The 15657-nt window shown below is 60.1% G+C and carries 10 protein-coding genes, 1 pseudogene and 1 riboswitch; of the genes and pseudogenes, 10 read left to right on the top strand and 1 reads right to left on the bottom strand.

From position 1 onward, the window contains the following. The first annotated feature begins 193 nt into the window (after window positions 1-193). From mnmA to Q6E04_RS08710, 9 genes are all read left to right on the top strand, one after another. Window positions 194-1291: a tRNA 2-thiouridine(34) synthase MnmA gene (gene mnmA, locus Q6E04_RS08750; RefSeq protein ID WP_303250394.1), complete on the top strand. Its 1098-nt coding sequence runs from the start codon at window positions 194-196 to the stop codon at window positions 1289-1291. A 54-nt stretch (window positions 1292-1345) separates the two neighbouring features. Next, window positions 1346-2377 carry a 3-deoxy-7-phosphoheptulonate synthase gene (locus Q6E04_RS08745; RefSeq protein WP_303250393.1) on the top strand — a complete coding sequence of 344 codons (1032 nt, stop codon included), beginning with the start codon at window positions 1346-1348 and terminating at the stop codon, window positions 2375-2377. A gap of 85 nt (window positions 2378-2462) precedes the next feature. Next, window positions 2463-3053, top strand: coding sequence for a dephospho-CoA kinase (gene coaE / locus Q6E04_RS08740; RefSeq protein WP_303250392.1), 591 nt, complete (start codon window positions 2463-2465; stop codon window positions 3051-3053). A gap of 161 nt (window positions 3054-3214) precedes the next feature. After that, on the top strand, window positions 3215-5638 hold the full coding sequence (locus Q6E04_RS08735; protein WP_303250391.1) for a glycoside hydrolase family 3 protein: 2424 nt from the start codon (window positions 3215-3217) through the stop codon (window positions 5636-5638). A gap of 128 nt (window positions 5639-5766) precedes the next feature. After that, window positions 5767-7926, top strand: coding sequence for an excinuclease ABC subunit UvrB (uvrB, locus tag Q6E04_RS08730; RefSeq protein WP_303250390.1), 2160 nt, complete (start codon window positions 5767-5769; stop codon window positions 7924-7926). A gap of 221 nt (window positions 7927-8147) precedes the next feature. After that, complete coding sequence (locus Q6E04_RS08725) at window positions 8148-9518, top strand: MFS transporter (RefSeq protein WP_303250389.1); 1371 nt, start codon at window positions 8148-8150, stop codon at window positions 9516-9518. A 100-nt stretch (window positions 9519-9618) separates the two neighbouring features. Further along, complete coding sequence (locus tag Q6E04_RS08720) at window positions 9619-10341, top strand: DUF554 domain-containing protein (RefSeq protein WP_303250388.1); 723 nt, start codon at window positions 9619-9621, stop codon at window positions 10339-10341. After that, window positions 10338-10901 (top strand): manganese efflux pump MntP family protein, encoded by a 564-nt coding sequence (locus Q6E04_RS08715; protein WP_303250387.1) that lies wholly within the window; start codon window positions 10338-10340, stop codon window positions 10899-10901. Before Q6E04_RS08720 ends, Q6E04_RS08715 begins: the two co-directional genes overlap by 4 nt. Before the next feature lie 71 nt (window positions 10902-10972). Beyond that, window positions 10973-11698, top strand: coding sequence for a metallophosphoesterase (locus Q6E04_RS08710; RefSeq protein WP_303250386.1), 726 nt, complete (start codon window positions 10973-10975; stop codon window positions 11696-11698). 62 nt (window positions 11699-11760) lie between these two features. On the opposite strand, the gene pth2 is transcribed toward Q6E04_RS08710, so the two are convergent. Further along, entirely contained in the window at window positions 11761-12183 is a 423-nt protein-coding gene (gene pth2 / locus Q6E04_RS08705) for an aminoacyl-tRNA hydrolase (RefSeq protein WP_303250385.1), read from the bottom strand. Window positions 12184-12430: 247 nt separating this feature from the next. After that, window positions 12431-12631, top strand: a riboswitch (cobalamin riboswitch). Window positions 12632-12644: 13 nt separating this feature from the next. On the opposite strand from pth2, the pseudogene Q6E04_RS08700 reads away from it, so the two are divergent. Further along, a pseudogene (locus tag Q6E04_RS08700) lies at window positions 12645-15657 on the top strand (hypothetical protein); the annotation flags it as partial.

Below are 15657 nucleotides of genomic sequence, written 5' to 3'. Positions count from 1 at the left end.
GCTGCTGACGCCGAATAATTTCACGTTATCGCGCGCCTGATTCTTCGCTCATGAAAAAGCGACCCTTCGGGGTCGCTTTTTTTTTTTTTGCGTTCGAGGTTCCGTGAATTTAAGGAAAAATCGCTATCGCATGCTAAAGTACGGCATCTTGATCTAGAATGACGCCGTGATTTCATTCGTAGAACATATCGATATGCAACCTGCTTCGCGCGTCGTTTTGGGCATGAGCGGAGGGGTCGATTCTTCTGTGGCTGCGCGGCTGCTGATGGATGCGGGTTTCGACGTGGTCGGCGTGACGTGCATCTTCGTCGATGACGAAAACGCGCGTCAGGCGGCCGAGGATGCGCGTGTAGTGGCCGAAAAGCTCGGCATATCGCATGTGCTGAAAGATTGCACGCATCGTTTCGCCTGCAATGTGGTCGATTCCTTCGTCGAAGAGTACGTGTCGGGTCGCACGCCTAGTCCGTGCGTCGTCTGCAATCGTTCGTGCAAGATACCCTCGTTGATCGAAGCCGCCGACGAGTTGGAATGCGGCTTCGTTGCGACGGGCCATTACGCGCGTATCGTCCGACAGGACGGGCGTCTTGCCGTCGCGCGTTCGGCTTTTGCGCCGAAAGATCAGTCTTACATGCTTTCGATGCTATCGCAGGAGCAGCTTGCTCGTTTGGTGCTTCCCCTCGGCACTCTGACCGAAGGAAAAGCGCGCGTGCGCGAGCTCGCGGCGCAGTGGGGCCTTCCCGTGGCTTCGAAGTCGGATAGCCAGGACATCTGCTTTATTCACGGCTCTCATTTGGATTTTCTTGCCGATCGGGGCCTTGTCGAGCATCCAGGCGACATCGTGACGAGCGATGGTCGCGTGGTAGGGAGGCACAAGGGTTTGCATCGCTACACTATCGGACAGCGAAAAGGCCTTGATATCGGCGGCGCCCCCGAGCCGTATTACGTGATCGATAAAAGAGCCGATGCTAACGAGCTTGTCGTGGCCTTCGCGTCGGGCGCTTCGATCGTCGGCGCGCGTGTGCGCGATGTGGCATGGCAGGCGGGCACGGCGAAGCGCATCTCCGATGCCTGTGTCGAGCATGGATCGTATCCGTGTTCGGTGAAGCTTCGCTATCGTCAGGCTGCGGTGGCGTGCCGTATCGTCTCGTCCGTCGCGCTCGATGGGTCGCCTTCGACGGTCGACGTGTTGCTCGACGAGCCTCAGGCGACCACGGCGCCTGGACAATACGCCGTTTTCTACGATGGGGACACCGTGCTTGCCGCCGGCGTGATAGAGGAAGTGCGGCGCTAAGGGGCGGCCGCATCGCGCTTGGATTTTACGGTGCGTTTGGAAGGAGAATCGAAGATGGCCATGCATGTGAACAAGGTTCTGCCCGAACCCGCCGACTTGAAGAAGGAGTATCCTCTTTCCGACGACCTGGTCGAGCTCAAAGCGCGCCGCGACGCGGAAATCCGCGACGTGCTGACGGGGAAGTCGGATAAATTCCTCGTCATCATCGGTCCGTGTTCGGCCGATAACGAAGATTCGGTATGCGAATACGTGAGCAGGCTCGGCGCCTTGGCGCCGCTTGTCTCCGACAAGCTCATTCTGATTCCGCGTATCTATACGAACAAGCCGCGCACGACGGGCGTCGGCTATAAGGGCATGCTTCACCAGCCCGATCCAGAGGGCGACCCCGATTTGCTCGAAGGCATCAGGGCCATTCGTCGCATGCATATCCGCGCTATGAAGGAAAGCGGTCTGACGGCTGCCGATGAGATGCTGTATCCGGAGAACCGCACGTATCTCGACGACATCCTTTCGTACGAGGCCGTTGGAGCCCGTTCGGTCGAAAATCAGCAGCATCGCCTGACCGCATCGGGGATGAATACTCCTGTGGGCATGAAGAATCCTACGAGCGGCGATTTGTCCGTCATGTTGAATTCGGTGGTTGCCGCGCAAAGCCCCCAGCGTTTCATCTACCGGACCCAGGACGTGTCGACCGACGGTAATCCGCTTGCCCATGCCATCTTGCGCGGCGGCGTCGACAAGTACGGAACCACGATTCCGAACTACCATTACGAAGACTGCATGCGCCTTTGGGAGATGTATCAGAAGCAGGGCTTGAGCAACCCCGCCGTGGTGGTGGATACGAACCATTCCAATTCGGGCAAGAAGTTCAAGGAGCAGATTCGCATCGTGGGCGAAATCACCCATACGCGCAAGCACAATGCGGACCTGAGGAAGCTGATCAAGGGCGTCATGATCGAGAGCTATCTGGTCGAAGGCCGTCAGGATATCAGCGACAACATGACCTATGGCCAGTCCATTACCGATCCTTGCATCGGCTGGGACGATACGGTGCGTCTCATTCGAGAAATCGCCGAGCGTTGTTAGAATCGTGATATCGGAAGCGCCGTCCCGCAGCGAGGGCGGCGCTTCGTGCATCAGGCATCGGAGGCGTCAGGGAAAGGACGAAGGCATGAAGAAGGTCGTTTTGATCGGAGGCATAGGATCCGGCAAATCCACGGTATGCGGGATGTTCGAGGATTCGGGCGCGGGCGTCGTGAAGCTCGACGATATCGGCCATGACGTACTGTTCATGCCTGCGGTGAAAGATGCCCTTCGCGATGCCTTCGGAACGGGAATCTTCGATTCCGAAGGCGCGGTGGCGCGTCCCGCCCTGGCCGCCGCCGCATTCGATACGGCGGAGCACACCGCAGCGCTTAATGCCGTCACCCATCCGGCCATCATGGACGAGTGTTTTCGCCGCATCGACGAGCTCGGTGCGGCGCATGACGCGGTGGTGGTGGAGGTGACCTCGGGCGACATGACGCGCGAGGCGTTCTCGTGGGCCGATGCCGTGGTTGCGGTGAGCGCCCCCGAATCCCTGCGTATCGAACGTGCGTGCGCGCGCGGCGAGCAGAGCGAAGCCGACGTGCGGGCCCGCATCGCGCGTCAGGCGACTGACGAGCGGCGCGAGTCCATCGCCGACTACGTGATCGAAAACGCATCGACTCTTGATGACGTGCGGGCGGCGGTCGCGCAGGTGTGGAGCGCTCTTGTGCGATGATCGTCGTTTCGGCGAACGCTTCTCGTCCGTTCGTCAACGCATTGCCTGTCCACTCGCTTTACGGGTGCGGGCGGGTACAATTTTTCCGATGGTACCTTTGACGAGAACGCGACGGGCTTCTTGACCGGACGAGGGCAGGGAGTCCGCAGAACGGGGGCGAGATGAACATCGATGCCGTCGTATCCTCCATGTCCACGGTCGAAAAGGCGGGGTTGCTTGCGGGGGAGACGCACTGGAAGACGCATGCGATCGCACGTCGCGGCATTCCCGCCGTGGTGTTTTCCGACGGCCCCCATGGGCTTCGCAAACAGGAGAAAGGCGAAGACCATCTGGGAATCCACGAGAGCGTCCCCGCTACTTGTTTTCCTACGGCCAGCGCTTTGGCCTGCTCGTTTGACGAAGCCTTGGTGGAGGAAGTGGGCGCGGCCATCGGCGAAGAGGCGCGCGACCAGGGCGTCGATGTGGTTTTGGGCCCGGGCGTCAACATGAAGCGCAGCCCCCTGTGCGGTAGGAATTTCGAGTACTTCAGCGAAGACCCGTTGCTGGCGGGCGTTCTGGGGTCCGCGATGGTGCGCGGCATACAGAGCCGTGGCGTCGGCGCCTGTGTGAAGCATTTCGCGGGTAATAACCAGGAGCATGCGCGTATGGTGGGCGATTCCGTGATCGATGAGCGCGCCCTTCGCGAAATCTATCTCCCCGCCTTCGAGCGCGTGGTGCGCGAGGCGAAGCCGTGGGCGGTCATGACGGGGTACAACAAGTTGAACGGCGTTTACTGCTCGGAGCATTCCTGGCTTTTGAAAGACGTGCTGCGTGACGAGTGGGGTTTCGACGGTTTGACGGTTACCGACTGGGGCGCCATGAGTTCGAGCGTCGCGTCGGTCGCTGCGGGTTTGGACCTCTGCATGCCGGGGCCGCGACCCGATCATGCGCGCGCCCTCGTCTCGGCCGTTTCGAAAGGCGGCTTGTCCCGTGTCGCCTTGGACGATGCGGCGCGTCACGTAATCGAGTTGGCGCGCAAGGCGCGCATCGGACGCGAGGTGCCGTATTCGTGCGATTACGAGCGCCATGCCGACGTCGCGTACAAGGCGGCGTGCGAAAGCGCCGTGCTGCTTGAAAACGACGGCATACTTCCCCTGAAGGGAACGGAGTCGGTCGCCGTGATCGGGTCGTTCGCGCTTCTCCCCCGATATCAGGGGGCCGGGTCTTCGAAAATCAACCCTGTTCATCTCGACGACTCTTGGAGCGCTTTGGCGAATGCGGGCGTCGAAATCTCCTACGCGCAGGGCTACGATGCCGTGATGGGCGACACCGACGAGACGATGCTGGCTCAGGCTGCGCGCATCGCATCGGAGAGCGACGTGGCCGTGGTGTTCGCGGGCCTTCCCGACCGCTTCGAGTCGGAAGGTTTCGATCGCAAGCTCATGGTGATGCCCAAGGGGCATCGCGCGCTCATCGAGACGGTGTGCGCCGCCAACCCCCGTACCGTCGTCGTGCTGCAGGGCGGTTCCCCCATGGAGATGCCGTGGCGTGCGAAGCCTGCGGCGGTGCTGCTGATGTATCTATCGGGCTGCCAGGGGGGACGTGCGACGGTCGATATCCTGCTCGGGCGGACGTGCCCTTCCGGCAAACTTGCGGAAACGTGGCCCGTCGCTCTTCGGGATACCGCGTTGGGTACGGGCTTTCCCGATATGAATCATGAGGTGCTGTATCGCGAAAGCATCTATACGGGCTATCGGTATTTCGACGCGGCAGGCGTGGAGCCCGCGTATCCGTTCGGATTCGGCATGTCCTATACCGCATTCGAATATTCAGAGCCCTGCATAACGGTATGCGGAGCCGGGTTCGAGGCGTCGTGCGTGGTGGAAAATGTAGGAGAGCGTGAGGGTCGCGAGGTCGTGCAGCTCTATACGGCGCCTCCCGAGCGTTCCGGCTTCGCGGAAGCGCGTCGCCTCGCGGCCTTCGCCTCCGTGAATCTTGCCCCTGGAGAGAGAAAGCGCGTGCGTATGCGCCTCGACGAGACGTCGTTTCGTTTCTGGGATGTTTTCGAGCACCGTTGGCGTATCGAGGCGGGGGAGTACGAGGCGTCGTTCTGCGCATCGAGCCGCGACGCGCGCCTTGCATCGTCCGTGACGCTTACGACGGGATCGGGGCCGTTTTCCATTGATGAGCGGCGAGTCGACTCGAATGCCGTGCATGATGTTCCTGCTTGCTACGAGCGGGTCGCGCCAGGATGCTTCACCGATGCGGCGTTCGTGAGGTTGATGGGCCCGGCCATGCCTGCGCGCCGTCCGCTGCGTCCTTTCACGATCGATTCGCCGGTAAGCGACATGAGTTCCACCTTCATCGGACGCCAGGCATTTCGCGTCGTGGATATGCTGATGGCGAAGACGGTTGCGCGCATGAGCCCGGAGACGAGGGCGATGATGAGCGAGATGGCGGCGGATATGCCGCTGCGTTCGTTCACGTCGGGCGGCGTGCCTCTCGAGGCGGTTGAGGGGCTGGTAGACGTTTTGAACGGCCGCCGCATCGCCGGCATGGCGAAAATCGTCAGGTACCTTCCTTCGTGGGGCATGGATGCGAATTGATGTTTGCATGCGGTTTTCAAGGTGTCGTCGCGATGCCGTTATCATAGCTTATTTTACGAACATATGTTCATAAAAATGAAATTATGGTACGCTGGTCGCGCGTCGTTTTCGAGTCGAAGGACAAAGACATGTCATCTCATCTGCAGAATATAGAAGGCGCTTCCATGGAAGGGAAGCTTCCCGAGGTCAGGCTTGCCTCCACGCCGTTTCGCGTGGAGAGCCCCTATGAGCCCGCGGGCGACCAGCCCCAAGCTATCGAAGGGTTGGCCGATGGGGTGCGACGCGGCCTGCGCTACCAGAATCTGCTCGGCGTCACCGGCTCGGGCAAAACGTTCACCATGGCGAAGGTGATAGAGGCCGTGCAGAAGCCCACGCTGGTCATGGCTCCTAATAAAACGCTTGCCGCCCAGCTTGCCGCTGAGCTCAAGGAATTCTTTCCGCACAATGCCGTGGTGTATTTCGTGAGTTATTACGATTACTACCAGCCCGAGGCTTACGTTCCTTCCACCGACACGTTTATCGAAAAAGATGCCTCGATTAACGAAGAGGTTGAAAAGCTGCGCCATGCGGCCACGTCGAGTCTGCTTTCGCGGCGCGACATCATCGTGGTGGCATCGGTCAGCTGCATCTACGGCATCGGTTCGCCGATGGATTACGCGGGCATGGCGGTGTTTCTCGACAAGGAGAAAGAAGCAGAGCGCGACGACGTCATCCACGAACTCATCGACATCCAATACGATCGCAACGATTACGAGCTCAAACGCGGCACGTTTCGCGTTCGCGGCGATGCGCTCGACGTGTTCCCTCCGTATGCGGACAATCCCGTGCGCATTGAATTCTGGGGCGATGAAATCGAGAGCATTCAAGAGATAGACAACGTGACGGGAGAGGTGCTCAACGAATACGAAGCACTGCCTATTTGGCCTGCATCTCACTATGTTACGGCCCGCCCCAAGATGGACCGCGCTATTAAGAGTATCCAGGAGGAGCTGCGCGATCGCCTCGCCCAGTTCAAAGAAGAAGGCAAGCTGCTCGAGGCCCAGCGCTTGGAGATGCGCGTGAACTACGATCTGGAAATGCTTGAAACCATGGGCTTTTGCAGCGGTATCGAGAATTACTCACGCCATCTAGACGGTCGTGCTCCTGGCGAGCCCGCCTACACGCTACTCGACTACTTCCCTGACGATTTCCTCTGCATCATCGACGAAAGCCATGTTACCGTGCCTCAGATTCGCGGCATGCATGAGGGCGATCGCAGCCGCAAGGTCACGCTGGCCGAGCACGGTTTCCGTCTGCCGAGCTGTCTTGATAACAGGCCTTTGCGTTTCGACGAGTTCGAGCAGCGTATTCCTCAGTTCATCTACGTGTCGGCCACGCCGGGAGATTATGAAGAAAAGGTCACGCAGAATCAGGTCGAGCAGATCATTCGTCCTACGGGCTTGCTCGACCCCGAAATCATCGTGCGCCCCATCGCCAGCCAGATCGACGACATCATCGAAGAAGCGAAAGAGCGTGCCGAGCGCGACGAGCGTGTCCTGATCACCACGCTTACCAAGAAGATGGCGGAGGACTTGACGGACCATCTACTCGACCAAGGCGTTCGCGCTCGATATATGCACTCCGATATCGCGACGCTTGAGCGAGTCGAAATTCTCAGTGCTTTGCGCAGGGGCGAATTCGACGTGCTGGTGGGCATCAACCTCTTGCGTGAAGGTCTCGACCTGCCCGAAGTGAGCCTCGTGGCCATTTTGGATGCCGACAAAGAAGGCTTCCTACGCAATCATCGCAGCCTCATCCAGACGATCGGCCGCGCAGCGCGCAATGCGTCGGGTCAGGTGATCATGTATGCCGATAAAATCACGGATTCCATGGATCGGGCCATTTCCGAAACGCGCCGCCGCCGCGCTTTGCAGATGCAATATAACGAGGAGCATGGCATTACGCCGCAAACGGTGCGCAAGGCGATCAACGACGTCATGGGATTTATGTCGGACGGCAATGGCAACGAGGTCGGAAGCGCCGAAGACGTGAACAAGACCCTTGCCGAGCTTTCCCGTTCCGAGGTCATGCGTGTGATTTCCAGCATGGAAGAAGAGATGGCTGCTGCCTCCGCGAGCATGGATTTCGAAGAGGCGGCTCGCCTGCGCGATCAAGTGGTCAAGCTGCGCGCACAGGTCGAGGGAACGGCGGAGAAAGACGTTTTGGCCGATTTGAAGAAAACGGCGCGCAAGGGAAGCGCGTTCGCCGCCGGCCGCAAGAGCGCTTATGGCGGCGGTCGAAAGGCATAGGGGCCCGTGGCCGAAGCCGAGCTTCGGAAAATGCGATCGAGGGCGCCAGGCCGCGTCGCCGGCTAGTCCGCAAGATACCGCTCGATGCTGCATGTTCCCCGTTTATTGAAATGAAGGGAATCTGGAATCGCTGGCTTGCCGGGTCGTTCGATGTGGCGGCGTTTTCCAGCGCTTGCTAGTATCAGGCGAAAGGAGATATTCGAGCGTAAACGGAAGGTCGTATGAGCACTCTCGAGAAGCGGGCCGAAGAGAAAGCCGAGCACAGGATAGAAGACGATTCGAAAGCGAAAGAACCCGGTCTTCCCCAAAATTGGAAGCGTATTGTCGTTACGATCTGGATTGGCCAGGCGTTTTCGATCCTAACGGCGTACTCATCTATGTATGCGGGCGTCTGGTATGTCACCGAAACCACCGATTCGGCGTTCATGCTGGCCATCGCATCGCTGTGCTCTATGTTGCCTCAAGGTCTTTTGTCTCCGATCGGCGGCGTCGTGGCCGACCGGTTCAATAGGAAATACGTGCTTATGGCGGCCGATGCGTTTGTCGGCGCGATGGCGCTGCTTATGGGCATGATCATCTTCATGGGCCATGTGTCAGTCGAGTTGGTTTTGGTCATGAGCGCCTTGCGCAGCGTCGGCCAGGCTTTCCATATCCCTGCTATGGAATCGACCATGCCCCTGCTCGTTCCCAAGCGCCATCTCGTGCGCATCAACACGCTCAATCAGAGTTTGTGGTCGATGGCCTTGATCGTAGGCCCGGTGTTCGGCATATTTCTCTACACTGTCATCGGCTTCCAGATGGTGCTTTTCCTTAATGCTTTGGGTTGCGCGTTGGCCGTCGCCACGATTGCTACGGCCAAGATTCCCGACTTCCATGACACGAGCGACGAGGCGCGTCATCCCATCAAGAGCCTCAAGGCGGGTTTTGCAACCCTGAACGCCGACCGCGGCCTTCTGGTCATGGCGGCTATCGTCATGGGTGTGATGGCCATGTATGCGGGCATCAATTCCTTGTTCCCGCTGATGACGTACGACCAGTTCAACGGCGATGGCTATATGGCATCGACGGTCGAGGCGGCCTATGGCGTGACCTCGCTTGTCGGCATGGGCATTTTGTTCGTGTGGGGCGGCGGGCGCCGGTTGTTGCGCCTGGTGGCGTTGTCGGGATTTTTCGCCGGCATCATTTTGGTGCTGACCGGTTTGCTGACGCCCGACATGTTCATGTTCTTCGTCATCCTTACGGGCGTTTCGGGCGTGATCGAAGCGTTTTTCAACGGCCCTTTGCTCGCCGTGCTGCAGAAACGCGTCCCTCCCGAGAAAATGGGCCGCGTTATGGGCTTGTTCACCACCGTTTCGGCGCTTTCTTCTCCGATAGGCCTTGCGCTCGCCGGCACATGTGCAGAGTTCACCGGCGTTGCGAATTGGTTCATCATCGCAGGCGTGGTGGTGTCGATCGGCGGCGTCCTTTTGGGCACATTGCCCATCCTTACCAAGCTCGACAAGGAAATCGCAGCTACGTTCGATGAGCCGAAGGTCGTCAAGCGTAAGGTGTCGACACGTTCGAAGGTGTCTGAAAAGCGCATCGAAGAGTAGAATGCTGAAGGCGCGGTCCGTTCCGCGCTTTTTGCTTTCATATCGCAGGCGCCGACCGACGGCCGGCGTGTGCGTTTTCGATTGCAGGAAAGGAACACGCATGATTATTCTCGGATCGCTCGTCAACGGCCTTGCGACCGTTTTCGGAGGCGTACTCGGCTTGCTTTTCAAGCGTCGCATGCCGAACGATTTGGGAGACTTCCTCATGAAGGGGCTTGGCCTATGCGTCATCCTGGTTGCCGTGCAAGGTATGGTCAAGGGCGGTGACGTCGTGGTGACGGTTCTTTCGATCGTTATCGGCGGCCTGATCGGATTCGCTCTCGATATCGACAAATGGATACATCGTTTCGGCGATTGGGTCCAGGCCAAGATAGACCATGCTTTCCAGGGGTCGACCGCTCTCGGAAATTTCTCCGACGGCTTCATCTCGGCATCTTTGTTCATCTGTATCGGTTCCATGGCGGTTCTCGGATCGCTGCAAAGCGGCTTGCAGCTCGACCATTCCACGTTGTTCGCCAAGGCGGTCATCGATATGGTGGTCGTCATGGTCATGGCCACCACGCTCGGCGTGGGCGTGCCGTTTTCCGGTTTGGCGGTTTTCGCCTACGAAGCGGTTTTGAGCTTGGGGGCCAGCCTGCTCGCACCGTTTTTGACGGATGTCGTGATCAATGAAATGGTGTGCGCGGGAAGCCTCCTGCTGCTTGCCATCGGATTGAATATGCTGAAGCTGACCGATATCAAGGTGGCGAATTACCTTCCTGCCGCCTTTATGCCCATTTTCGTGTGCGCAGTCATGCAGTGGGGACAGGGGCTCATGCTGTGAGCGTAATCGAAATCGTCGTGCTGGGTTTCGCCCTGGCTATGGACGCATTCGCCGTCACGCTTTCGAACGCGTTTTGCTACAAGGGCGCATCGCGTGCTCGCCTGTTCGCCTTGCCGATCGCATTCGGCGTGTTCCAAGGGCTCATGCCGCTGGTCGGATTTTTTCTCGGCGGCATCGTCGGTGATATCATCGAAACCTATGCTGGTATCGTCACGCTGGTCATCCCGGGCATCATCGGCGGAAATATGATCAAAGAGGGCGTAAGCGCCCTGTGCGGCCCCGAGGCGTCGCGTTCTCTCGAGGCCGAGCGTTTGACGGCGGGCGTCATCTTGATGCAATCGGTCGCCACGAGCATCGATGCTTTCGCAGTAGGCGTGAGTTTGCGCGCCGTCAATGTGGATATCGCCGTATCGGCGGCGATCATCGCCTTGACTACGTGCGCGTGCTGCTTCGTCGCCTTGGGTCTCGGGAAAAGGTTCGGCAGCGTTTTGGGCGACAAGGCGCAGATTGTCGGCGGCGTCGTTTTGGTGCTTATCGGATTGAAGGCGATGTTCTTCTAAAACGCCTGCCGCCGAGCCGATGAGCGAGCGGCGGGATGCGTCTGTTCGACGCTGCAGGAAAGGATTTCGTCGTGGCGAATCGAATCTTCATCACGGGCGACACGCATGGCGCGAGCGAGATCGGCAGGCTCAATAAGACGTTTTCGGTCGGCCGTGAGCTCGATAAGGACGACTATCTGGTGGTATGCGGAGACTTCGGTTTGGTGTGGGCCGATCGATCGAAATACTTCTATTGGTTGCGCTGGCTCGATAAAAAGCCGTTCACCACGCTTTTCGTGGACGGCAATCACGAGAATTTCGACATGCTCGAAGCCATGGACGTCGAACGGTGGCATGGCGGTATGGTGCATCGTGTCAACGATTCGGTGCTTCATTTAATGCGTGGCCAGGTGTTCGACATCGCAGGGCGTTCGTTTTTCTGCATGGGTGGGGCCCGATCGGTCGACAAGGCCCGCCGTACGCCGCATATAAGCTGGTGGCCTCAGGAAATCCCTTCGTCCGAAGAGCGCGCCGTCGCCTGGGCGGCCCTCGATGCGCACGGGTGGAAGGTCGATTACGTGCTGACGCACTGCGCCGCCAGCACGGCGCAGCGTCAGCTGAATCCGATGTATGAAAACGACGAGCTGACGTTGTTCCTCGGGGACGTCGAGCGCAGGCTGGATTATCGTCGGTGGTTTTTCGGGCATTACCACGAGGACCGCGCCATTGACGACCGCCAGACGGCGATCTTCGAGGACGTGATCGAAATCGTGCCCGATGATGCAGGGGATCGTTTGAGATATATCTATCATGCGTAGGATGCATGGATCCTACGCGCCTTGCTGCGGCGGCAAGGCGAGGGCCTTGCGCGCCCGGCCTGCTAGTACAGCGGCAGTTCGCCGGTGATCGGGTCGATTTGCTCGGGGTAGAGCGGCTCGAACGCCAGGCAGGTGTAGGTCGGCTCGCCATGGAACTCGGTGTGTCCCGCGTCTTGGACCAGCGCCACGCAGAATCCGGCGTCTTCTCCTTGTTTCGCCAGGTCGATCAGGGCTTCTTCCGAATCGACATAGACGCAGATCTTGGCGACGCCGCGGGCGAACCATTCGGAAAGCGGCGTTGCGTCGCGGCCCGTGTCCGCCAGTTGCACCCAGCCGTCTTCGACGCGCACGTCGGAGAGGCGGTCTTCTTTCGCGAGCGCCATCAGAACGGCCTCGACGCACGCGTGTCCCGATTGGGCCGCGATCTTTCCCTTGCGCATTTTCAAATCGCGCCTGACCACGATGACCTGCTTCGCGTTGTACATGCGATTCCTTTCTCCGTTTTCGTTCGGCGTGCAAGTGTATCAGGTCGGCCCGTCGACGTGCTTGTTCGCGCGCTCCGCCGACGCATCGGCCCCTTGCCGGCGTCGTCCGATGCGGCGCCGGTCCGTCTCTGCGCCGCGGCGCTCCGTCCGCCCGCGGCGTTTTGTTCCCGCGTTCCGCCGCGCCGAACTGTGCGTTTGTTTCGTCGGTCGCGAAGCCGCGCTTGCATGATGCTACAATGACGCGGAATTACAAGATGGCCACGACGGATGCGCCCATCGCGCAGAAAACCGAAGGGTTTTCAGGGGAATCGGGGTGCGAATCCCCGGCTATGCCAGTAACCGTAATTCGTCCGTGCCCGCCGTACGGCTTCGTCCGTATGTCGCCGCCTGCCATTGCGCCCGCACGCGACGATGAGTCGGAACACCTGCCGTCTGCCGCCCTGGAGAAGAAAGGTGTCCGCATGCACGGAACCATCGTTCGTGCGTCCGAGACGAGAACAGCGAGCCTGTTGCACAAGGTGCTCGCTGTGCTTTTGTCGTTCGTCTTGGCCGCATCCCTCACGCCTACCTATGCATGGGCCGCTGCCGCATCGCCCGCCGACGCGGGCGTCGTCGAGACCGCGCCGCTGCCCGAGGATTCCTCGGGCAATTCCGACGTGCAGCCGGCCGAGCCCGAGATTCCCGCCGATGGAGCGCTCGAACCCGTTGCGCCTTCGCAGCCCGAGCCTCCTGTCCAGCCCGAGCCGCCGGCCCGACCTGAGCAGGCTCCTGCGTCGCCCGAGACCTCGGTTCCTTCCGAAAGCGCCCCCGCGCCCGACGCCGCGGATGCCCCTGCGGCCGTGGCGCTGCAATCCGATTACTATGTGATGATCCAGGACGGCAAGGATATCGACGATTCGTATTCGTACACGAAGGGCGATCTTTCTTCTGGCGTCTCGATGTGGGCGAACGTTTACGCTTACGATGAATGGGAATACTGGGATTACGGCGTTTCCGCCGAAAGCGGCTGGGCGTATCAGTGGATGGCTTCCGACGTTCAGTCGGATAAGCCTTCCGATTACGCGCCCATCGCCGGTCAAACGGACCAGTGCTTGACGCTGACCGATGAGCTTGCCAAAGAGCTTGCAGGAAAATACATCGCCGTTACGGTGTCGGAGGGCGGCACGACGCTGTGGGGCCCCGCATCTTTCAGCGGCGGTTCTCTTTCAAAGATTCGCGTTCCCGGCCCCGTTCTTGCCCCTGGCACCACGAATCTTGAATGGGCGCATGTGGTCAAGGCGGACGCCGAGTTCGAAAACGCCGGCCGTCAGCAGGACGTGAAGGCCGCGGCGGCAGGGGATGTCCTTAAGGCCGCAGGCTGGAAACCGGGCGCTGCAACCGCGCCGCTGCAGACGGCAGACGGCGTCACGCTGTCGTGGCAGATTTCCGATTCCCGTTCGGGCGCGTTTTCCGAAGTGGCGACGGGCGACGTTTACACGGTTCCCGAAAACGCCGTGGGCAAGTTCTTGAAGGTGGTCGCCGACGGTGGCGGAAAGACCGCCGAGACGTCGATCGTGCCGATCGTGGCCGCCGGCGCTTACGAGCTGCATTCTTTGGAGATTGAAAAGCCTGCGCGATTGGAGACGGGCGCCGTTCTGACCGCCCATGCGTTCAAGAAGAACGCAAGCGGCTGGGGAAAGGGTGAAGAGGCCACGGAGGGCGTCACGTTTGCCTGGAAATGGACCGACGCCGATCCTTCGAAATACGGTTCGAAGCCCGAGTGGCATGTCATCGAAGGTCAGACGGGCAGCACGTTCACGGTGCCCGATGATTTCGCGGGCCGTTGGGTTGTCGCCACCGCCACCGCGGGCATCAACGAGGTTCCTTCCGCCAGCGCCGTGAACTATGCGGCCGTCGGCCCCTTCAAGAAGGCCGGCACCTATACGGTCTACAGCGTCGCGCTGACGCGCGATGGCAGTTCGTACGACGGGCGGTTCAAGGCCGGCCAAACGCTGGGCGCCATAGCCAAAGAGAAAGACCAGACGGGATCCCTTACGGAAATCCCTTCGTCCGCCTTGAGCTACACCTGGCAGATCGCCGATTCGAGCAACGGCGCATACGAGGATTTGACCGACGGCAACGTCCATAAGGCGTCGTTCGTCATTCCTGAATCGTATGTCGGCAAATACCTGAAGTGCATCGTGACGTCGGGCGACAGCTCGAAGAGTCGAGAGATGAAAGGCTCCATCGCCCCCGCCGATGCGGTGGCGGTGAAGACGGTCGAACTTTCCTATGACGGCCAGGACGGCTCCGCCCTGCCCGCCGGCACCACGGTGACGGCGAAAGCGATCGCCGACGACGGATCCGATGTCACGGCGAGCGATAAGCTTGCATGGTCGTGGTATACGGCCGACACGTCGTATCCGAGCGCCGCCAAAACCAAGATCGACGGTGCGACCGGTTCTACGTTCACGGTGCCGGCCGATGACGCCTCTTATGTGGGCAAATACATTTTCGCCGCAGCCGATGGCGGCATGGGTATCAGGTATTCTTCGGCGACGAAGGCCGTGTCCATGCCCGGTGCGGTGGAGCTGCATAGCGTGGAGGTGCAAGGCACCGCCAAGGTGGGCCTTGTTCTGGATGCCGTAGCGAAAAAGACGGTCACGGCCCCGGGAAGCACGTCTTCGTACACCGCGCCGGTCGATCCGTCCGACACCGTGAGCTATCAGTGGCAGTACGCCACGCGCAAGACCACGGCCGATTCCTCCTTCACCGACATTGCGGGCGCTACCGGCAAGACGTTCGCCGTTCCCGAAACGTATCCCGACGGCGTCTCTTCGCTCGGCACGTACGTGCGCGTGAAGGCCGTCAGCACCAATGCCGTCGTCAGCACGAAGAAGCCTTATTACGGCAGCACGCAGCCGGTCGATCCTGCGGGTCCCGTCACGCAGGCGGGCGTGTATACGCTTTCGTCCGTGACGCTGTCTGCCACGTCGCCCGACGGCGGGGAGGGCCAGGGCTTCCAGACGGGCAACACCATCGTTCCCCAGGCCCAGGTGAAAAACGGCGCTTACTCCGAAAAGCCCGCGCCGAGCGATGCGAAGCTGACGTACGCCTGGTATGCGGCCGATTCGCGCGATGCCAAGGGCGTGCCCATCGAAGGCTACGACCCTGCCGACGGCCGCTTGGTTCTGACCGAGGGCCTCAAGGGCAAGTATCTTTCCGTGACGGTTTCGTCGGGCGACAATACGGTCTCGAGCACCGATGGCTCCCGTGCGCCGTATTTGGTGGTGGGCGCCGACGAATACGAGCTTCTGCGCGTCACCACGACGCCTCAGGCCAATAGCTCTACCACGCAGCTCGCCACGGGCGACGCCGTGAGGGCGGCGGTGCAGGCGCGTACCCTGACAAGCGTGAGCACGGGCAAGGACGTGACCGCCAACGTATCGGTAACTTGGTATGTTTCCGATACTAAGGATGGTTCTTATACTGAAC

This window comes from uncultured Slackia sp., from assembly GCF_959608125.1.
Lineage (GTDB): Bacteria > Actinomycetota > Coriobacteriia > Coriobacteriales > Eggerthellaceae > Slackia.
Note: the sequence above shows the minus strand (reverse complement) of the source record. Positions and strands in the feature narration are given on the sequence as shown.

Bases quoted from the DNA above. Each gene is read 5' to 3' on its own strand.
- mnmA (WP_303250394.1), top strand. From the start codon at position 194: ATGCAACCTGCTTCGCGCGTCGTTTTGGGCATGAGCGGAGGGGTCGAT.
- Q6E04_RS08745 (WP_303250393.1), top strand. From the start codon at position 1,346: ATGGCCATGCATGTGAACAAGGTTCTGCCCGAACCCGCCGACTTGAAG.
- coaE (WP_303250392.1), top strand. From the start codon at position 2,463: ATGAAGAAGGTCGTTTTGATCGGAGGCATAGGATCCGGCAAATCCACG.
- Q6E04_RS08735 (WP_303250391.1), top strand. From the start codon at position 3,215: ATGAACATCGATGCCGTCGTATCCTCCATGTCCACGGTCGAAAAGGCG.
- uvrB (WP_303250390.1), top strand. From the start codon at position 5,767: ATGTCATCTCATCTGCAGAATATAGAAGGCGCTTCCATGGAAGGGAAG.
- Q6E04_RS08725 (WP_303250389.1), top strand. From the start codon at position 8,148: ATGAGCACTCTCGAGAAGCGGGCCGAAGAGAAAGCCGAGCACAGGATA.
- Q6E04_RS08720 (WP_303250388.1), top strand. From the start codon at position 9,619: ATGATTATTCTCGGATCGCTCGTCAACGGCCTTGCGACCGTTTTCGGA.
- pth2 (WP_303250385.1), bottom strand. From the start codon at position 12,183: ATGTACAACGCGAAGCAGGTCATCGTGGTCAGGCGCGATTTGAAAATG.